Origin of the sequence: Terrisporobacter vanillatitrophus (assembly GCF_051148895.1) — a bacterium.
Taxonomy (GTDB): domain Bacteria; phylum Bacillota; class Clostridia; order Peptostreptococcales; family Peptostreptococcaceae; genus Terrisporobacter; species Terrisporobacter vanillatitrophus.
The window spans coordinates 1,218,722-1,239,469 of record NZ_CP154625.1; the positions used below are offsets into that span (position 1 = coordinate 1,218,722).

Consider the following 20,748-nt stretch of genomic DNA (forward strand, 5'->3'; position numbering starts at 1 on the left):
TAGTAAAAATGAATTTTTATAAAATCAAAATTACAAATTTCTTAGTTATAGAAAAAAACTATAAAATGGAAGTTATATAGAAAACTATAATTAGACTTAAATTAAATCACATGATAGAATGAATTTACGAATGTAAAAAATTATACAAGGAGGTCGAATTATGGAAAATAAAAAAAGTAATGTTTATGGAAAAATAGCAATTATAATTCTATTATTTATAAGTATACTAAGTTATTTTTTAGTTCCATCTATAAAAACAACAATTGATAATATTGCTTTTATGTTTAAATCAGGAGATTTTACAAAAGTAGGAGACTTTGTTGAATCTTATGGTCCTTATGCAGCATTAGTATCATTTATGTTAATGATATTTCAATCTATAGCTGCGCCTCTTCCAGCTTTTCTTATTACTTTTGCAAACGCTAACTTATTTGGTTGGTGGCAAGGGGCTATATTATCATGGTCAAGTGCAATGGTAGGAGCTGCAGTTTGTTTCTTTATTGCTAGAATATTAGGTCGTGATGTGGCTATAAAATTAACTAGCAAAAGAGGAATAGAACAAGTAGATACTTTTTTTACTAAATATGGAAAACAAAGTATATTAATTGCTAGACTTTTACCATTTATGTCATTTGATATTGTAAGCTATGCAGCAGGATTAACTGGTATGGGATTCTGGGGATTCTTTATTGCTACTGGATTAGGTCAATTACCTGCAACAATAGTTTACTCTTATGTTGGAGGGATGTTAACTGGTGGTGCTAGGTTATTAGTAACAGGATTATTAATATTATTTGCTCTAACAATATTAATTTTCTTAATGAAACAAGTATATAGTGATAGACAAAGGAAATTAAAAAAAGATAATTAAAGAATTTTAAATAGTACTGTCTATTTAATAAATAAAAATAAAACTATGGGGGATATAAAATATGAAAATGAAAAAAATGATATCTTTATTAGCTGTTGGTACATTAATGTTTGCTATGACAGCTTGTTCAAAATCTAAAGAGGGAACTTCAGATGAAAAAACATTAATAGTAGAAAATAATGAAGTGAAAATGTTAGCGGAAGTAAATGGAAAATATTTCACAGAATCAACTCGTCATGGAGTAGTATTTAAAGACGGATCAAATGGAGAAAAATCAGTACTTCGTGGATTAGCTGATGAAAAAGAATTCCATCAAGCTTTATTAGATATAGGTGCTAAACCAGGTGATAATTTAACTGCTCAAGATATGAAGGCTTCATCTTCAGCTGAAGGAACAGCTGTAGAGGGAGAAAAATTAGAAGCAGTTGTTACTTGGGAAGGGCAAGACAAAGAAATACCATTTGAAGATATAATAAAATCAAGTGATGAAAGAAAAATGGATTTACGTTTTGGTGGAAATTTAGGAAGTGCTAAAACTAATAATACTGGGTGTGTACTTTGTTTAGACAGTTGTGCAACTGGTATAACTAGTGATGCGGCTTATGCTACAGGAACATCACAAAATAAGGAAGTTCAATGGTTTGGTGATGAAAGTGTATTACCAGAAGACGGAACTAAGGTTTGGGTAACTTTCCGTATAGCTGAGTAATTTTATAAACCATAGCAAAAATAATAATATTATTATATCTCAAGGTGTTATAGTTTCACTTTGAGATATTCTTATTTAAAGACATAGAACAAATGAGGAGATAAAAAATGAAAAATAGAGTAGGAATGTCAATATTTTATATAATAACGGGGCTTTTAATGTTCCTTGGACCAAAATATATTTTTGTTGGATGTGGATTTAAACCGGATCGTCCTATGAAATGTTGGTGGTCAACTCAAGCAATTCTAGGTATAGGAATTTTACTTATTATAGTAGGGATTTGTTATATGTTGATAAAATCAAAAGGAATAAATCTTGGAATATCTTTAATGAGTATTTTTATAGGTATGTATTCTATAGCTATACCAAAATTTTTAATAGGTGGATGTAAAAAAGACACTATGCCATGTTTAACAGTAGAATTTCCTTCAATATATTTGATCTGTGGAGTTTTAATTATTGTTTCTATAATAAATATTATATATTTAAGAAAAAAAATCGAAGGAAATAAATAATTATGAAAAATAGAAGCAAGAAGAAAAAAATTGTGTCAATATCTTTAAATAATTTAAAACATAAAAAAGTAAGAAGTTTATTTTTAGTTCTATTTGTTATAATACAATCCTTTTCTTTATTCACAAGTACATTTTTAATGAGTTCAATGAGAAATGGAATAGAAAATGTTACACAAAGAATGGGTGCAGATGTTATTGTTATTCCAAATGAATATTCAAAAGAGCTTGAGCAATCACTATTTATGGGTGAACCAAGTACTATGTATTTTGATAGAGAATGGACAGATAAGTTAAGTAGTATTAAAAATATAGATAAAATGTCAACACAATTTTATATTCAAACAATGGAAGCAACTTGTTGCGATGCACCAGTTCAACTAATTGCATTTGATCCAGATACAGATTTTGTTATTAAACCTTGGTTAAAAGAAGGAAATATCAATTTGAAAAAAGGAGAAGTTGTTGTAGGACATAATGTAGCATCAAAACCAGGTGATATTATTACTTTTTACAATACTAAATTTAATGTAGTTGACAAACTAGATAAAACAGGAACTGGCAATGATAACACAGTCTTTATGAGTTATGAGACTGCATATGAATTGAAAAACTCTAAAACTGCAAATGATAATTTAAAACTAAATAATATGGAAAACACCATATCAATGGTATTATTAGATGTAAATGATGAATACTCAAATGAAAGATTAGCATTTGATATAAATACAACATTTGATGAGGAAAACATTACTGCATACACATCAAATTCTTTATTTAGTGGAATTATTAATAAAGTTAAACAATTTAGTGTATATAGCACAGTTTTTTCAGTTTTATTGTTTATAGTTACAGCCATGGCAATAATATGTATTTTCATAATTACTATAAATGAAAGAAAAAAAGAAATAGGTATATTATATACTATTGGAGCTAAGAAAAAACAAATTTCTTTAATGATTATGTTAGAGGGATTAATCATTACAACTATAGGATCTATAATTGGAGTTTTATGCTCATTAACGCTAATTACATTGTTTAAAAATTTAATAAGTATGAGTATGGATATACCTTATTTAAATACATTTAACATAGAAACATTGAGAATAGGAATTATGTGTTTAGCTATTTCCATATTTACAGGATTAATAGCATCAATTATAAGTGTATATAAAATTAGCAGAGAAGATACTGATATACTTATAAGGGAGAATGAATAATGATTTTAGAAGGAAAAAAATTAGTAAAAGAATATAGGCGAAGAAATGAAATTTTTAAAGCAGTTGACAACGTAAACTTATCTGTTTCTAGAGGTGATTTTATTGGTATTATTGGTAGATCAGGATCTGGAAAAAGCACCTTGTTTCATTTGTTAACGGGATTATGTAAGCCAAGTCATGGAGAGATATTAATAGACAGTAATAATATAACTTCTATGAGTGAAGATCAATTATCAGTACTTAGGAATGAGAAGATAGGATATATCACACAAGGTCAAAACTTGTTATCTAATTTTACAATAATAGACAATCTATGTATGCCATATTATTTATCAGATAAAAATGAAGATGTTCATGATAGGGCATTAAATTTATTAAAAAAAGTGGGATTAGATGGTATGGAAAATGAATACCCTAGTAGCTTATCTGGTGGAGAACTTCGAAGGGTATCCATTATTAGAGCTTTAATAAATGATCCAGACATAATAATAGCAGATGAACCAACTAGTAATTTAGATTTAGAAAACTCTCATATTGTAATGGGATTGCTTAAAAGTATTAGTAAAGAAAATAAAGCTGTATTAATAAGCACACATGATTTAGAGTTTTTAGACTATACAAACAAAACTTATTGCATGGAAAACGGCGTTTTAAAAGAAAAATAAAAGTAGGGTGGTTATATGAAATATTTAAAAATTATGTATAATACTTTTCTATGGGCATTAGTATTTGCAATAACATGCTTTAAAAGTGAATGGCTTGAAATGAGAGTTAATGTAGGATATATTTTATTTATTGCTTTTGGAGTATTAACTGTAATACTTACGGCTTACTTAAGAAAAAAGGATTTACAATTGAATTTTAAATTTACTATAATAAATATTGCTATTTGTTTTATTTATGGTAATTTTATATATGGATTTAAAAGGCTACAAGTTGTACCAGCATCGATTATTAGAGAAGGTATTAATATGACTAGAGTACCATTTTCTAAAATAAATATGATATTGTCGATTATTTTAATTTTAGGTTTGTTATTAATATTACTTTCAGATAGAAAAGAATATAATAACTAATTTTCTAGATAATTATTCCTTTAAGAAATAATTTATGATTGGAGAAAAGTATGAATAAAAACAATATTATAAAAGCAAGTTTATTTATAACTATAATTGTAGTTATAGTTTTATTAAATAATCATTATGGATGGTCAGATTATATAAGTGATACTAAAAATTTAGATTTTATAAAACAAATGGTAAAGGATAATATATTACTTGCCATAAGTATTTATATAATTTTTACTATTATAGGATGTGTTGTACTTGCAATTCCAGGAGTAACTTTTGCAGTTTTTGCAGGAATTTTATTTGGACCAGTTATAGGCATATTTGCTTGCTTAATAGCTACAACCCTAGGCGCGGCCATGGCATTTTTAGTAGGTAGATTTTTCTTGAAAGATATGATAAAGCCCATGCTTGAAAAAAATGAAATGTTGAAAAAACTTCTATTTTCTGATAATGATAAAAGTGACTTAATAATTTTAATGATTACTAGAATGGTTCCTATATTTCCCTATAACTTGCAAAATTTTGCTTATGGAATAACAGATATAGGATTTTGGAAATATACGATTTATACATTTATTTTTATGTTTCCAGGAGTATCTTTATTTACCATAGGTTCTGCTGGATTTACAGCATGTGATAATAAATGTAGTTACTTTATAATAGCAGGAGTTTTAGCTATAATTGTAACGTTTATAGGAATATTTATTCAAAGAAAATATTTGGGAAGCAGTAAAGAGGTAATAAATAATGAAAAATAAAGCACAAAACTGTATTCATTGTAAATTATGTACTAAAAATTGTGATTTTTTAAAAAAATATAATATGGATCTGGAAGGCTTTTCAAAAAGAGAAGATTTGGCTTATCATTGTTTTCTTTGTGGAAAGTGTAAAGCTGTTTGTCCTAAGGATATTGATGGAAAAGAAATGGCTTTAAGTATGAGAAAAGAAAATGTTAAAAATAATAGTGATTCTATAATAGATAAGGATTATAATATGCTTTTAAAAGAAAAAAATCCTTATATTTTTGCTAACTACAAAAATTCAAATAAAAAATCAGTGTTATTTCCAGGATGTAATTTTGTATCATTTTTCCCTAAAACAGGAAAATTCTTAATGAATGAACTTAAAAAGTATGATATTGGTGTTATTTTTGACTGTTGTCAAAAGCCAATAGAAGAGTTAGGTTTAGAATATGATGCAAATAAAAATTTACAATCTTTAAGAAATAAAATAAATGAAGAGAATATTGAAGAAATTATAGTAGTGTGTCCAAATTGTTATTATTTTTTAAACGAGAAGTTAGATATAAAGATAATAACTATTTATGAAAAATTAAAAGAACTTAATTTAGGACAAAGTATAAAGATTGAAACTATTCCTATTTACTATCCATGTCCAGATAGAGAAGAAAAATTATTTTTTAATACAATAAAACCTTTTTTAGAAGGAGAAATTAAAAATTCATTTAAAGATACCCAGTGTTGTGGTTTGGGAGGATGTGCCAGCTCTAAAGAAAATGAAATATCAACAAAATTTGCAAAATCAGTATCTTCAGCAGGAGAAGAAAAACTGTTTACTTATTGTGCATCTTGTGTTGGAAACTTTAGACGAAAAGGATTTTCAAATTCTTATCATATACTTCCACTAGTGTTAAATGTAGAAGAAGAAGTACCTTTAGGTATGAAATCTTTGTTTAATAGAGCTATGTTTAAATTTAGAAAATAAAAAATAGACTATTTAATTATAAGATAAAGGAGTGAAGATATGAAAAAAATTATATCAATTTTAATGAGTGCAATTATAATGTTATCAATGGTTGCTTGTGGAAAAAGCAATAATACTGCTACAAATGTAGATAATATGAAATGGGAAGAAATATTAGAAGAAGCTAAAGGTAGTACAGTTACATTTTATGGATGGGGTGGAGACGAAGAGTTAAATGCTTGGTTAGATAATGTTTTCGCGCCCAAAATGAAAGAAAAATACGATATAGCAATGGAAAGAGTTCCAATGGATATAGATCAAGTACTTAGTCAGTTATCGGGTGAAATGCAAGCTGGTAAAGAAGATGGAAGTATAGACATGATATGGATAAATGGTGAAAACTTTAAGTCGGCTAAAGAAAATAACATGCTTTATGGATCATTTTTAGAGAAACTTCCAAATGCAGAAAAATACCTTGATTTAGATGCAGATGAAAATAAAAATGATTTTGGATTCCCAACTGAAGGATACGAAGCACCTTATGGAAAAGCACAGTTAGTATTTATGCATGATAGTGCAGTTACAAAAAATGTACCAAGTAGTACAGAAGAATTATTAGAGTTTGCTAAATCAAACAAAGGTAAGGTTACATATCCAGCTCTACCTGATTTTACAGGAAGTGCTTTTGTTCGTAATGTAATATATGATATATGTGGATATGAACAATTCCAAGATATGAAAGAGGATAAAGAAACTGTTAAAAAAGCAATACAACCAGCTCTTGATTACCTAGTTGAATTAAACAAATATTTATGGAATGAAGGTAAATCTTTCCCAGCAGATTCAACTCAATTAGATAATATGTTTAAAGATAATGAAGTAGTAATGAATATGACTTATACAGCTTATGCAGTTGCTAAAGGAATAGAAAATGGAAGTTACACTGATACTACAAAAACTTTCTTATTTGATAAAGGAACTATAGGTAATACAAATTATATGGCCATAGCTAAAAATAGTGGAAATAAAGCTGGAGCAATGATAGCTATAAATGAAATGATAAGTGCAGAAATACAAGCATCAAGACTTGAAAAGTTAAAAACTATACCTGTAGTTGATAATAATAAGTTAAGTAAGGAAGAAAAAGCAGAATTTGATAAAGTTGATATAGGAAAAGGTACAATACCTCAAGATGAATTATTATCAAAAAGACTTCCTGAAATGCCAGCTGGTTTAGTTACAATAATTGAAGAAATATGGTTAGAAGAGGTTGTTGGAAAATAATGAAAAAGAAATATACGCCTTATATATTATTAATACCACAAATATTACTTCTAATAATATTTGTAATAGGGCTTATTAATGGAATCACCCAAAGTTTTGGGGTGATTCCTACTTTTGGTTTAGAGAAGCCCACATTAAAATACTACTTAGAAGTACTTTCGTTACCACAGATGAAGTCTTCAATTATGTTTAGTTTATATATAGCTTTTGCATCATCAATGTTTTCTGTTGTGTTTGGCACATTAATTTGTGTAATAATAGTAATGAACAAAAAAACAAAATGGTTTTATGAAAAATTAATTGAGATACCTATTGTAGTTCCACATATAGTTGTGGCTATTTTTATACTAAATATTTTTTCGAAGAGTGGACTTATGGCTAGATTTTTATCATACATTGGATTTATTTCTATGCAAGATGAGTGTGTTAATTTAATTTATGATAAATACGGAATAGGAATAATGTTAGCTTATTTATGGAAGGAGATACCTTTTATAATTTATTTTGTATTATCTATTATGTCAAATATTAATGATAGTTTGGGAGAAGCTGCTATAAATTTGGGAGCTAGTAAGTATAAAACATTTAAAAAAGTAACGCTACCTTTATGTAAAAATACTATATTAAGTGGGTTTTTAATCATATTTGTATTTTCATTGGGAGCTTATGAAATACCACAATTGCTAGGACCTACATTACCTAAAGCTTTGCCTGTCCTTTCTTATATTCAATATATACATCCAAATTTACAGAATAGACCATATTCTATGGCATTAAATGGAATAATAATTATGATTTCTTTAATAGCTGCAATTATTTATTACAATCTAATAAAAAATAATATACCATCAATGAAAGAAAAGTAGGTGATAAGGTGAAAGATAATAAAATTAATAAGATTGTATTGATTTTTATGAGCATATGTATAATTTTGCCTATAATAAATTTGATAATATGGTCATTTGCAGAAAGATGGGCTTGGCCTGATTTACTACCACAGACTTGTTCTTTAAGAGCAATAAATGAGATTTTTTGCCGAAAAAGCGAAATGATTCAACTGTTTACATCGAGTATATTACTTTCTTTTGTAGTTGCCATATTGTCAGTTATAATTGGTCTTATGACTGCTAGAGCCTTTGTTTTTTATAATTTCAAATTTAAAAAACAAATTTATTTTTTAACTTTATTGCCATTTTTAATACCATCAACAGTGTTTGCTATGGGAATACATGTAAAGTTTATAAAGTGGGGATTGAGTAATAGTATTTTAGGAGTAATTATTGTTCACTTAATTTATTCTCTACCTTATGCAACAAGACTCTTAATGGATGGAACTATGGCCATAGGTAACAAACTTGAAGAGCAAGCTCAAGTTCTTGGAGCTACACAATTTCAAGCTTTTACTAAAATAACTTTGCCTATTTTGTCTCCAGTAATTTTATCATCACTTAGTATGTCATATATAATATCTTTCAGTCAGTATTTTTTAACATTGCTAATAGGTGGAGGCAAAGTTAAAACCTTTGCTATTGTAATGTTTCCATACCTATCAGGAGGAGATAGAAATATGGCATCCACATACTCTTTAGTATTTTTAGGTATAACAATAATAATATTTAGCATTTTCCAAGTGGCAGTTTCTAAAATTAATAAAACTATAAGCAGAAGCTTTTATGGTGTGTAGAAGATAGGTGAAATAAATGAGTTTAAAATTAGAAAATTTAAAAGTAAATATAGGGGAAAATGAAATTCTTCATAATATAAATTTAAATATAAATAGTGGAGAATTTATTTCTCTTTTAGGACCTTCTGGCTGTGGGAAAAGTACGTTGCTAAAAACCATAGCAGGATTAAATGACTTACAAGAAGGAAAAATTATTTTATTTGGAAATGAAATTCAAAATATATCTCCTGAAAAAAGAGGAACAGTAATAGTTTTTCAAGATTTAAGATTATTTCCTCATTTATCAGTGGAAAAAAATATTGCCTTTGCTATGAATTTAAATAAAGTAAATAAACAAAAGCAAAAAGAAGTTGTTAGCAAATTACTTAAAGATGTTCAGTTAGAAGGATTTGAAAATAGAAAAATAAAAGAATTATCAGGAGGACAGATGCAAAGGGTGGCCCTTGCTAGAGCACTTGCTGCAAATCCAAACATATTGCTTCTTGATGAGCCATTTTCTGGTTTAGATGAAAAACTACGACTTGAAATGGGACAACTTGTAAAAAAACTTCAAAGAGAAAATAATATGACCATGATATTAGTTACTCATGATAAAAATGAGGCATTACAACTTTCGGATAGAATAGGTCTTATGATGCACGGTGATATAATTCAGTATGATAAACCTTATAATATTTACACTGAACCAATTTCTAAGAAAGTGGCTGATTATTTTGGTAAAAACAATTATTTTGTAGGAAAGGTTGAAAGTAATATTTTTAAATGTGATGACTTTCAATTTAATTGTGATAAAAAAGATGGTAAGTATGAAATTATGGTTAGACCGTCAAGTATAGAAATAGATGAAAAGAAAGAAAGTTATGAAATTAGCGAAATTACATATATAGGAGATTTCATAGATGTTATTTTAAGTAATAATAATAAAAAAATATTAGTGAAATCTAGTGCTAAAATCTTAAGTAATAATTATATAAAAATAAATAATAAAGTGGGAATAAAAATAAGAGAAGAGGAAGTTTCTTTCTTCAAATTTGAATAAAAGAGGATTAATTATGAAAAATATAATATTTGACTGTGACAATACTTATGGAGTACCAGATTGTGATGTGGATGATGGACTTACATTAATATATTTACTGGGAAATAAAGATGTAAATTTATTAGGAGTAACTACTACTTACGGAAATAATAAGATGGAAGTAGTTTATCCAAATACTTTAAAGATGATAAAAGAATTAAAAGTTGATAATTTACCTATTCTTGAAGGTGGAAAGAATCCAAAAGATTTAGATAATAAAGCAAGTGATTATTTAGTGAAAATGGCAAATGAATATGCAGGTCAATTGTCTATACTAGCAACAGGATCTTTGACTAATCTTTATGGAGCTTATCTAAAAGATAATACTTTCTTTGAAAAAGTTAAAGAAATAGTCTTAATGGGAGGAATAACTGAGCCACTAATATTTGCTAAAAGACAAATGGATGAGTTAAATTTTTCTTGTGATCCAATAGCAACGTATACAGTTTTAACAAAGGGTAAAAATGTTTCTGTAATTACAGGTAACAACTGTCTAAAAGTTCTTGTTACTAGAGAAGACTATGAAAGAGAATTAAGTGATTATTCAAATCCTATAGTACCTTATATAAAAAATAGTGTGGATTATTGGTTTGATTATAATTTTGAAACATTTGGAATAAATGGTACGTATAATTGGGATGTTACTGCTGCTGTATATTTGATGAGACCAGAATTTTTCAAAAATGATATATATAAAATGAAGTTAAGTGTGGACGATTTAAAAAGAGGTTTTTTAAGATGCGACGACAGTGGAAAAACCATAATAAATCTTCCTATAATAGATAATGAAGAACAATATAATAAAAATATTTATGATACTTGGAAAATGGTAAATATGTAACCCCAAAAATAGCTGATTATGTTTTGTAACAGCTATTTTTTATTAAGAAATATAGAAAAATTAAGTTCAATTTAATATATCTATTAGAAGTATAACTTTATATAAAAATTTAAATTTAAAGTTAAAATTTTACTAATAATTTTACTTAGAGTAGTTTAGACTAATAAATGAAATCAGATTATTATAGGGTGAAAATGAAAAAGAAAAAGTTATTATAATTAAACACGACACAATAAATAACATCTAAGGAGGACAATATAGTTATGAAGAAAAAAATAGGATTAGTTCCTAAACTTATTTTAGGTATTATTGTAGGTATTTTATTAGGTAGTTATGCTCCAGGAGCTTTAGTTAGAGTATTAGTTACTGCAAGTACTTTATTTTCAGCATTTTTAAAATTTGTAATACCATTTATAATAATAGGATTTGTAACAGCAGGTATAGCTGATTTGGCAACAGGTGCAGGAAAATTACTAGGGATAACAACAGGAATAGCGTATGGATCTACAATAATAGCAGGTACAGCAGCCTTTTTAGTAGCATCAACAATATTTCCAGCATTTATTGATTCAAGGGTAGCATCGCAAATAGGTAATCCAGAAGCAGGTATGTTATCTCCATTTTTCACCATACCATTATTACCAATGGTGGATGTGACAGCAGCAATAGTTTTTGCATTTACAGTGGGTCTTGGTATATCAGCACTTAGAAATAATGGAAGAGGTGAAACTTTACATAAAGTATTCCAAGAGTTTCAAGAGATTATAACAAAAACTTTATCAACAGTGATAATACCACTATTACCAATATATATTGCAGGAACTTTTGCAAATATAACTTATGCAGGACAAGTTTGGTCAATATTAGGAATATTTTGGAAAGTATTCCTTATAGTAATACCAATGCATTTAATATACTTAGTAATACAATTTACAGTGGCAGGAGCAATATCTGGAAAAAATCCATTTAAAATGTTGAAAAATCAAATACCAGCCTATTTAACAGCAATAGGAACACAATCATCTGCAGCTACTATACCAGTTAACGTTGAATGTGCAAAAAATAATGGGATAAGTAAAGAAATCAGAGAATTCTGTGTGCCATTATGTGCAACAATTCACTTATCAGGATCAATAATATCAGTTACATCATTTGCAGTAGGAGTATTAATGATGAATAATATGGATTTTGGATTTGGAGTAATGTTGCCATTTATATTAATGTTAGGTATAGCTATGGTTGCAGCACCAGGAGCACCAGGTGGAGCTATAATGAGTGCATTACCATTTTTACCAATGATAGGAATACCATCTGATGGTGGTCTTGCAAGTTTAATGATTGCATTATATTTAACTCAAGATAGTTTCGGAACAGCTGCAAACGTATCTGGAGATAATGCAATAGCAGCAATAGTTGATCATATAAACAATAAAATGAATAAAAAATAAAATTTTTATATTTAAATATATAAGCTGAATTATGGCTAAGTACAAATTAATGAGAAGATATCTTGAAATTATTTTTAATTTTGAGATATTTTTTTGATTAATAAGAGAAATAAAATTTATCTGTATTTCAGATGAATTCCATTTTTCAGTATAAATGCAATACTTAAATAGGAATATTATTAATTAACTTACTTATGTAATATATTAGGTATTTGTGATATTATAATTACGTATGAAAGGTAAATGAGTTTATTAATGTAAAATTAAAAATTATACAATATAATAAAGCTTAGTAGCATGATAAAGTAATTTTGTAATAAAAGGAGAACCTGTGAATGATAAAAGAGCAAATAAGAGACCATTTTATAAAGGGATTAATTGATGATAATATTATAGATTTATTTCAACGTAACATGATGCCTCTTAATCAGCTTATGTCTTATTATCGTTGTGCGATTATGGAAGTGGAAACAAAATTTAAAGTTTTAAACGAACAATTTTCCCTTCAATATGATAGAAATCCAATAGAAACAATAAAATCTAGACTAAAGTCGCCAGAGGGAATAGTTAAAAAATTAAAGCGTAAAGGATACCCATTTTCTCTTGAATCAATAGAGGAAAATATAAACGATATTGCAGGTATAAGAGTAATTTGTTCTTTTCCAGAAGATATATATTTACTTGCAGAATGCTTATTACAACAAGATGATATAACTTTAGTAGAAGTTAAAGATTATATAAAAAATCCAAAAGAGAGTGGATATAGAAGTTTGCATTTAATTATAGAGGTGCCAATTTTCTTAGAAAATGAAAAGAAAAACATGAAGGTAGAGGTTCAGTTAAGAACTATAGCCATGGATTTCTGGGCAAGCTTGGAACATAAGTTACGTTATAAAAAGGATATACCTCAAGAAGAAGCAGATATACTGGCTAAAAATTTAGTAGAATGTGCTGAGATTAGCGCTGATCTTGATAATCGTATGGAGCTAATAAGAAATAGAATATTAAAAAATAGTTAGAAATTAAGTCATATGGATTTATATCCATATGGCTTTATATCCATATGGCTTTTTCTTTAAAAAAGTATAATTATATTTTCAATTATTATTTATATATAAACTGAAATGAATAATACTAATTATAATAGATTAAATAAAACTTAGGAGGACGATTATGGATTTAAAAGAAATAATGCAATATAATACTTTTGTAGTGTTGGGAGATACATTAAATGAAGAAAAATATGCTTATAAGATAAAGCAGGAGTTGATAAATAGTAATTATAAAGTATATTCTGTTGGAAAAGAATTAAAGTCTATCAATGATATTGATGAAGAAATTGATATAATTGATTTATGTATTAATCCTCCTGCAGGATTAAAATTATTAAAGGAAAATAAGAAGAAATTTAAATGTGCTGTTATACAACCAGGAGCTGGGAGTGATGAAATTACTAAATTTTTAGATGAAAATCATTATGATTATATAGATGGATGTTTGTTGGTTGGAATTAGACTTTATTCTAAATAAGATAAACATTAAAAAGATTTAATGAATTTAATAAAAAAGAGTGTAAAGAGCCTAATTTATTTTAGGCTCTTTTGTAGTTTGGAAGAAAATTTATGACAAAAACTTATTCAGTATTTGTCATAAAAAAGTTATACTTATATTATTGATTAAAAAAATGTAAAATAATGTAGAAATGATAAGGAGAGACAGATGGAATTTAAGACAAATAAATTTAAATCATTATTATTAGCGGGGGCGCTATCTTTATCATTATTCTTTGTAGGATGTTCTAGTAGTACAACAACTTTAAGTACAATAACTGATTCTAACACCACTCAAGATAAAAATGATAATTACAGCACTCCAAATAATGGTTCAGTACCAAAGAGCTCATCTGAAGCTTTTATAGAACGAGTTGTTGATGGCGACACACTGAAGGTAAAATTGAAGGATTCTGGAGGAATAGTTACATTAAGATTATTATTAATAGATACGCCAGAGTCTGTAAAGCCTGGTGTAGGCCCACAACCATATTCAATAGATGCGTCAAATTTTGCTAAAGAATTACTTCAAGTAGGAGATAAGGTATATATTGAATATGATGAGGGGGATAAAACTGATAAGTATGATAGACATTTATCTTATTTATGGTTTTACAACAAAGAAGATAAAAGTTGGAAAATGTTTAATGAAAAAATTGTAGAAGAAGGACTTGCAAGAGTTGGCTATATTTATTCTCAAAGAAGACACCTAGAGACTTTATATAAAGCTCAAGATAAAGCTAAGGCAAGAAAGCTAAATATATGGTCAGTTGATGGATATGTTACAGATAAAGGTTTTGATGTAAATACATATAATAATGGAGGAACTCTATCAAATAATAGTAGCTCTAGTAATAATACAAATCAAAGTAATTTAAATGAAACTGTATATGCAAATGGAGGTAATTCAAGTTCAAATAAATATCATTCTTCTGAACATGCACATGGAATGAAGGGAGCTATTAAAATGACTGAATCGCAAGCTAAATCAAAGGGATATGAAGCATGTGGATTATGTTATTAATAAGTTGAAGTAAATTTAATAATCCTTGTTAGATTTTATATGTAAATAATGGATTTTAAACATATGAAGTATAAAATATTAGAAAAAGAAATGAAGAATTAATAGCATATAAAAAGTTAAGGTATGGCTTATTTTATCCATACCTTAAGGGAGTGTAGATAGGTTTGTGTAAAAACAAACTTACCTACACTTTTTTAGTATTTAAAATTGGTAAGTTTGGAATAATATTCATATTAAAATTTATGGAGGTTTGTAAAATGAAAGATATAATTATTCCAGATATTGATTATCAAGCAGAGGTGAAAAAATGTAAGACAATGGAAGACATCGTTGGAAAAAATGGATTGATGCAAAAACTATTCAAGGATGTAATGCAACAACTTTTAGAGGCTGAAATGGAAGAACATCTAGGTAGAGAGAAATATGAAAGATCTGATAATAATGATACAAATTATCGAAATGGATATAGTTCAAAGACAATAAGTAGTAGTTTTGGTGATATTGGATTAGATGTTCCAAGAGATAGAAAATCAGAATTTGAACCGAAGGTTGTTAAGAAATATGAAACAGTATGTAATGAATTAGATAAAAAGATAATAGGTCTTTATGCTTGTGGAATGAGTGTGAGAGATATTCAATCTGAAATGGAAGAGCTATATGGTATAGATGTATCACCTTCAATGATTTCTAAGATAACAGATAAGGTTGTTGAGGCTGCCGCCGAATGGCAAAGTAGAACACTTGATGAAATTTATCCTATAGTATATATGGATGCTATGCATTTTAAAGTAAGAGATGATAATAAAATAGTATCTAAAGCTGCATACATTTGTATGGCCTTAGATATGAAAGGAAAAAAAGATATATTAGGTATTTGGATAGGTGAATCTGAAGGGGCAAAGTTCTGGCTATCAGTATGTAATGATTTAAAAAATAGAGGTTTAAATGATATATTAATAGCTTGCATGGATGGTTTAAAAGGCCTTCCAGAAGCAATAAAAACTGTATATCCAGATGTGAATATACAAACTTGCATAGTACATCAAATTAGAAATTCATTAAAATATATAGCATCAAAAGATCAAAAGGAATTTATGAAAGATTTAAAGAATGTGTATAGAGCATTCAATGAAGAAACTGCGCTTGCAAATTTAGATATTTTAAAAGATAAATGGTATAACAAGTATTCAGTTGTAATAGATTCTTGGTATAATAATTGGCCTAATTTAGCAACGTTTTTCGATTTTTCTGAAGATATTAGAAGAATCATATATACTACAAACTCACTAGAAGGTTTTAATAGACAGCTAAGAAAATATACAAAGGTTAGAACTGTATTTCCTACAGATGAGTCACTAAGAAAATCTCTGTATCTTTCTACTATGAAAATCATAGAAAAATGGACATCTCCAAATCAAAATTGGGCTACCACTTTAGCGCAGCTAACAATTAGATTTGAAGATAGAATTCCTAAAAAATATACAATCTAAAATTTTTTTGAAAATGGTAAATTTAGTGTATATTGTCCTAAATTAGACACATAATAAAAATGTATAAAATACCATTATTAGTATTCCAATCAAATAAAAAAATATTACTGGAATAAGTAATTTCCAGTAATATCAATTAATAAATAAGTCTATTTACACAAATCTATAGACATTCTCTACCTTAACTAAAATTACTATACAAAGCTATTTTCAGAAATAATTTAATAGACTATTTTTTATTTAATAATATTAAAAAGAAAATTATATTTTTAAACTATATAATTAGATTTGTTCAATTAAACCATAACCATCATGTCTTTTATAAACAATGTTTATATCTTCAGAATCTAAATTTCTGAATACAAAGAAATTATGTCCCAGTAAATCCATTTGCATAATAGCATCTTCAGTAGTTATAGGTTTATGAAGGTTAAATTTTTTAACTTTTTTTATTGTATTTTCACTTTCAATATTTACATCATCATATTCATTTATGTTATTGAATCTAATACTATCATTAGATCTATTTTTATTTAGAAGTTGAGTTTTTAATTTTCTTATCTGTTTATATAACTTGTCGTAAACTTCGTCAATAGCATTATATAAATCATCTTTAGAATCTTCTGCTCTAATTATAGTCCCATTTTTAGTAAATATAGTCACTTCAACCTTTTGACTTCTTTTAGTAACATCTAATTTCACATGTACATCTGTATCACTGCTTAAATACTTTTCCAAACTATAGAAAGTATTTTCTATTTTTTCTTTAATAGAATTTGTTAATTCAATTTTTTTTGTGATGATATTAATTTTCATAATATGTACCTCCAATATTAAATGTTTATTTTACTAATTTCATACAGATAGAAATAGTAAATTTTGTTGAATTGTTGATTTCCTTAGTGTAGATAGCTACCTTTATTATTGTAAGTATTTATCTACTTTTAAAATGATTTATATTATACTATTATAATAGTATGAAAATGTTTTCATGAAAAGTCTATATTTTTACAAATTTTTCTGGTAAAATATAGATTATACGGGGTGTTTTTTTAACAAGGAGATATATAAATAAAATATTAATATTTTATTATAATCATATATATTTAAATAGATCATCACCTGGATAAACAATGTGCTTTACCCATTCTTTTTTGATTTCCCATAGATTGCCACAAACTGAAAAGATGTCTAAATTATCTAAATCTCCTACTTGAAAAGTTCTTTTCCAACTTTCTTTAATTCGTTTTTCTTCTTCTGGAAACATTCCTTTAAATTTTCCGATCATAAACTCGTAGCTATCAATTAAACCTAATTTATTAGGAGAAATTTCTAAGGAATTTATGTGATCTTCATATGCAATACGATCTTTTTCATCTTTAGGTAAGTACAAACGATTAAGAACGTAATCCCATTTTTGGTCGTTAAAATACAATACTTCATCCTTTGGAACGTCTAATATGTACACAACAGTTCCCTCAATAGCTTTCAAACAATTTTTCTCACTAATAGAACACCAAATAGGTAACTCAACATCATCAGGTTTTTGAAGTAATTTACAAGCTTCACTTGTGTACCAATCGTAACTTTCTAAAAAGAAATCTGCAATATTTCCCAAATGAAGTTTAACATAAATTCGATTGTTAATTATTCTTCCTTTGTGATTTAATTCATATAAGGTTTTCTCATTTTGTCTTGTATATAGTCTTATAGTATTTTCACTCATATAAATACCTCCTAATATTTTTAATAAGGCTCAAAAAATAATTATTGATGCTTTATATATAAATGATATTTATTATATTATTTTTTTGCAATATGATTTTAAGTTGAAAATTTCATTTATCATATAGATATGTACGATTCAATAATGTTAAAAGGGTTTCAGTTGTTGAAATAATAAAATCTCTTTTGGATTTAAAAAATTAAAACCTTTTATTACAAATTTATGTCTAACAGTTGAAAAGAAAAATGAAAGGAGTAATCATGGAAGATATACTTTTAGTGAAAAGAGCTATTAAAGGTAGTAGAGAAGCCTTTGAAGATTTGATAAATATGTATTTTGATAGATTATATAAAGAGGCATATTTAAGATGTAAACATGAGGAAGATGCAAAAGAAATAGTACAGGAAACAATTTATAAAGCTTATAGAAATATAAAAAGTTTAAAAGAGCCAAAGTATTTTAAAACTTGGTTAAGTAAAATTCTTATAAATGTATCAAATGATTATATGAGAAAAAATGGAATGATAGAATTGGAACATGATGAAAATGATTATGTAAAAAAAGTACATAATCATGACCAAATAGAAATTAAAATTGATTTATATAATGCATTGGATGAGTTAGAAGATAAGTACAAAGATGTAATCATTCTTAGATATATAGAAGATTTGAAAATTGAAGATATATCTCAAATTTTGGAGCGTCCAGTAAATACCATAAAGACACATATTAGAAAGGCAATAAAAGACATGAAAAATCTGTTAAAGGAGGATTACATTAATGACTAAAAAGAAAAAAAATACTAATATGGGTAATGAAATATATGAAAATATGGATAATATGACAATGGAAGAAATTGATAAAGAAATGAATGATTTTTATATAGATAAAGAAAAAATAGAAAATATGAAATACAACTTTGATAAGGAAAGTATAATAAAAGATGCTATAGATAAAGCAGAAGTAGATATGGCTAAGAGGAAAAATAAGAAAAGATATGTTAAAATAGCAGCTAGCATAGTTATTTTATTATGTGTAGGAGTATATAATCCAGCATTAGCTTATGGTATAAAACCAGTGATGACAGTTTTGGAAAAAGTAAATGATGTTTTAAAAATAGATGAAATAAGTGCTGCCTTAGAGTTAGACACAATAATTCCAAAGGCTGTAATAGAAGATAATAAAATTAATTTTATAAAAATAACGAGATATAAGGTAAATAAAACGAAAGAAAGTAACGACAGTAATAAAGATAATAATAAAAATACAGTTTATGATGAGTATGGAGTAGTCAATTTTATACACCAAATGTCTAATCAAATTATTAATCCAGCCGATGGTAAAAAATTTGGAGTAATAAAGATAACTCCTAAAAATATTGAAATAGTATTAAATTCAATAGACAATATAAAGAATAAAGAGGCTAGGGAATATTTAGAAAAAGAGCTTACGAAATGGAAAAATGGAAACTTTAATAATGCAGTAGAAGTTCATAACTATGTATGGCATATGCTAGATGGACAAATTGGAATAGCATCAACTCTCAATGAGAAAGAAATAAATAAAATTAAAGAAAAATATTTTAAATAAAATAAAAGTATAGGAATTTTTATTTTTGAAAAGTAATATATAAGGATGAGGATGTATCTCGTCCTATTTTTTACAAAAAATTGATAAGTAATAATTCTTGTGGCAAAATAAATAATATGATAAAGGAGGAATTTTCATGAATATATTAATAACTAACGACGATGGAATATTTGCAGATGGAATTATAGAATTGGCAAAAGAAATATCTAAAATTGCCACGGTGTATGTAGTTGCACCAGAAAGTCAAAAAAGTGCAACAGGACATTCAATAACAATACATAGTCCAATAATGGTGCAAGAAGCATATATAGCAGATAATATAAAAGCTTATTCCATATCAGGAACGCCAGCAGATTGTGTAAAGGTAGGTATAGAAGCTATATTTAAAGATATAAATTTTGATTTAGTTTTAAGTGGAATAAACAATGGTCCAAATTTAGGGACAGATGTTGTATACTCGGGAACTGTATCAGCGGCAATAGAAGGACTTATTTTAAATAAACCATCAATTGCAGTGTCATATAATGAATTTAAAGTTAAAAGTGATGTTTATAAAGAAGCAGCTAAACATGTAGTGATGCTTGTAGAAAATATTAAAGATAAATTGAATTTACTTAATGATTGTATATTAAATGTAAATATACCAAATACAAAAGTAAAAGGAAGTAAGATAACTAAGTTGGGAGAAAGAAAATACGACAATGTAATGGAAGAAAGAATAAGTCCTTTTGGGCAAAAATATTTTTGGATAGGCGGAGATATTAGAGAATTAGATCAAGATGAAGATAGTGATATTGCCTGTGTGAATAATGGTTATATATCTATAACACCTGTCAATATTGAAATGACTAATTTGAAAAAAGTTGAAATTTTAAAAGAGATAGAAATTTTATAGCTTTTCTCTTGGCAAAGTATTAAGCTATACAAATATTAAATATGAAATTTTG

At 26.9% G+C, this 20,748-nt stretch carries 23 protein-coding genes; 21 read left to right on the plus strand and 2 right to left on the minus strand.

The genetic code is table 11. The features are described from left to right. Positions 1-160 precede the first annotated feature (160 nt). From TVTCOM_RS06165 to TVTCOM_RS06250, 18 genes are all read left to right on the plus strand, one after another. A complete protein-coding gene (locus tag TVTCOM_RS06165) occupies positions 161-871 on the plus strand; it encodes a TVP38/TMEM64 family protein (RefSeq protein ID WP_434798973.1) in 711 nt (236 codons plus the stop codon). Between the two features lie 61 nt (positions 872-932). Beyond that, positions 933-1,580, plus strand: coding sequence for a YdjY domain-containing protein (locus TVTCOM_RS06170; protein WP_434798974.1), 648 nt, complete (start codon positions 933-935; stop codon positions 1,578-1,580). A gap of 107 nt (positions 1,581-1,687) precedes the next feature. Beyond that, on the plus strand, positions 1,688-2,095 hold the full coding sequence (locus TVTCOM_RS06175; protein ID WP_434798975.1) for a DUF4418 family protein: 408 nt from the start codon (positions 1,688-1,690) through the stop codon (positions 2,093-2,095). Positions 2,096-2,097: 2 nt separating this feature from the next. Next, complete coding sequence (locus TVTCOM_RS06180; protein WP_434798976.1) at positions 2,098-3,312, plus strand: ABC transporter permease; 1,215 nt, start codon at positions 2,098-2,100, stop codon at positions 3,310-3,312. Continuing rightward, positions 3,312-3,977: an ABC transporter ATP-binding protein gene (locus tag TVTCOM_RS06185; protein ID WP_434798977.1), complete on the plus strand. Its 666-nt coding sequence runs from the start codon at positions 3,312-3,314 to the stop codon at positions 3,975-3,977. The genes TVTCOM_RS06180 and TVTCOM_RS06185 overlap by 1 nt, the downstream gene beginning before the upstream one ends. 15 nt (positions 3,978-3,992) lie before the next feature. Then, complete coding sequence (locus TVTCOM_RS06190) at positions 3,993-4,388, plus strand: hypothetical protein (RefSeq protein ID WP_434798978.1); 396 nt, start codon at positions 3,993-3,995, stop codon at positions 4,386-4,388. A 50-nt stretch (positions 4,389-4,438) separates the two neighbouring features. After that, complete coding sequence (locus TVTCOM_RS06195; RefSeq protein ID WP_434798979.1) at positions 4,439-5,140, plus strand: TVP38/TMEM64 family protein; 702 nt, start codon at positions 4,439-4,441, stop codon at positions 5,138-5,140. Continuing rightward, positions 5,130-6,107 (plus strand): heterodisulfide reductase-related iron-sulfur binding cluster, encoded by a 978-nt coding sequence (locus TVTCOM_RS06200; RefSeq protein ID WP_434798980.1) that lies wholly within the window; start codon positions 5,130-5,132, stop codon positions 6,105-6,107. Before TVTCOM_RS06195 ends, TVTCOM_RS06200 begins: the two co-directional genes overlap by 11 nt. Positions 6,108-6,146: 39 nt before the next feature. Beyond that, positions 6,147-7,370, plus strand: coding sequence for an ABC transporter substrate-binding protein (locus tag TVTCOM_RS06205; protein ID WP_434798981.1), 1,224 nt, complete (start codon positions 6,147-6,149; stop codon positions 7,368-7,370). Further along, complete coding sequence (locus tag TVTCOM_RS06210; RefSeq protein WP_434798982.1) at positions 7,370-8,236, plus strand: ABC transporter permease; 867 nt, start codon at positions 7,370-7,372, stop codon at positions 8,234-8,236. The genes TVTCOM_RS06205 and TVTCOM_RS06210 overlap by 1 nt, the downstream gene beginning before the upstream one ends. A gap of 8 nt (positions 8,237-8,244) precedes the next feature. Then, entirely contained in the window at positions 8,245-9,054 is an 810-nt protein-coding gene (locus TVTCOM_RS06215) for an ABC transporter permease (RefSeq protein ID WP_434798983.1), read from the plus strand. A 16-nt stretch (positions 9,055-9,070) separates the two neighbouring features. Further along, positions 9,071-10,093 carry an ABC transporter ATP-binding protein gene (locus tag TVTCOM_RS06220; protein WP_434798984.1) on the plus strand — a complete coding sequence of 341 codons (1,023 nt, stop codon included), beginning with the start codon at positions 9,071-9,073 and terminating at the stop codon, positions 10,091-10,093. 13 nt (positions 10,094-10,106) lie between these two features. Beyond that, positions 10,107-10,973 (plus strand): nucleoside hydrolase, encoded by an 867-nt coding sequence (locus tag TVTCOM_RS06225; RefSeq protein ID WP_434798985.1) that lies wholly within the window; start codon positions 10,107-10,109, stop codon positions 10,971-10,973. Positions 10,974-11,236: 263 nt separating this feature from the next. Further along, complete coding sequence (locus TVTCOM_RS06230) at positions 11,237-12,421, plus strand: dicarboxylate/amino acid:cation symporter (RefSeq protein WP_434798986.1); 1,185 nt, start codon at positions 11,237-11,239, stop codon at positions 12,419-12,421. 335 nt (positions 12,422-12,756) lie between these two features. Next, the gene (locus TVTCOM_RS06235) at positions 12,757-13,440 is read left to right on the plus strand and encodes a GTP pyrophosphokinase (protein ID WP_434798987.1); all 684 of its coding nucleotides are present in this window, start codon (positions 12,757-12,759) and stop codon (positions 13,438-13,440) included. A gap of 154 nt (positions 13,441-13,594) precedes the next feature. Further along, entirely contained in the window at positions 13,595-13,951 is a 357-nt protein-coding gene (locus TVTCOM_RS06240) for a CoA-binding protein (protein WP_434798988.1), read from the plus strand. A 189-nt stretch (positions 13,952-14,140) separates the two neighbouring features. Further along, on the plus strand, positions 14,141-14,995 hold the full coding sequence (locus TVTCOM_RS06245) for a thermonuclease family protein (protein ID WP_434798989.1): 855 nt from the start codon (positions 14,141-14,143) through the stop codon (positions 14,993-14,995). Positions 14,996-15,252: 257 nt separating this feature from the next. After that, positions 15,253-16,485 carry an IS256 family transposase gene (locus TVTCOM_RS06250; RefSeq protein ID WP_434796184.1) on the plus strand — a complete coding sequence of 411 codons (1,233 nt, stop codon included), beginning with the start codon at positions 15,253-15,255 and terminating at the stop codon, positions 16,483-16,485. A gap of 282 nt (positions 16,486-16,767) precedes the next feature. Here TVTCOM_RS06250 and hpf read toward each other — a convergent pair whose 3' ends face one another. After that, positions 16,768-17,301, minus strand: a complete 534-nt coding sequence (gene hpf, locus TVTCOM_RS06255; RefSeq protein ID WP_434798990.1) for a ribosome hibernation-promoting factor, HPF/YfiA family — start codon at positions 17,299-17,301, stop codon at positions 16,768-16,770. A 280-nt stretch (positions 17,302-17,581) separates the two neighbouring features. Then, entirely contained in the window at positions 17,582-18,211 is a 630-nt protein-coding gene (locus tag TVTCOM_RS06260) for a DUF3841 domain-containing protein (RefSeq protein WP_434798991.1), read from the minus strand. 260 nt (positions 18,212-18,471) lie between these two features. Between TVTCOM_RS06260 and TVTCOM_RS06265 the strand changes: the two genes are divergently transcribed. The 3 genes from TVTCOM_RS06265 (at position 18,472) to surE (ending at position 20,696) form a co-directional block, all read left to right on the plus strand. Then, positions 18,472-18,999: a sigma-70 family RNA polymerase sigma factor gene (locus tag TVTCOM_RS06265; RefSeq protein WP_434798992.1), complete on the plus strand. Its 528-nt coding sequence runs from the start codon at positions 18,472-18,474 to the stop codon at positions 18,997-18,999. Continuing rightward, entirely contained in the window at positions 18,992-19,801 is an 810-nt protein-coding gene (locus tag TVTCOM_RS06270; RefSeq protein ID WP_434798993.1) for a DUF6241 domain-containing protein, read from the plus strand. Before TVTCOM_RS06265 ends, TVTCOM_RS06270 begins: the two co-directional genes overlap by 8 nt. A gap of 136 nt (positions 19,802-19,937) precedes the next feature. Further along, positions 19,938-20,696 (plus strand): 5'/3'-nucleotidase SurE, encoded by a 759-nt coding sequence (surE, locus tag TVTCOM_RS06275; RefSeq protein WP_434798994.1) that lies wholly within the window; start codon positions 19,938-19,940, stop codon positions 20,694-20,696. Positions 20,697-20,748 lie beyond the last annotated feature (52 nt).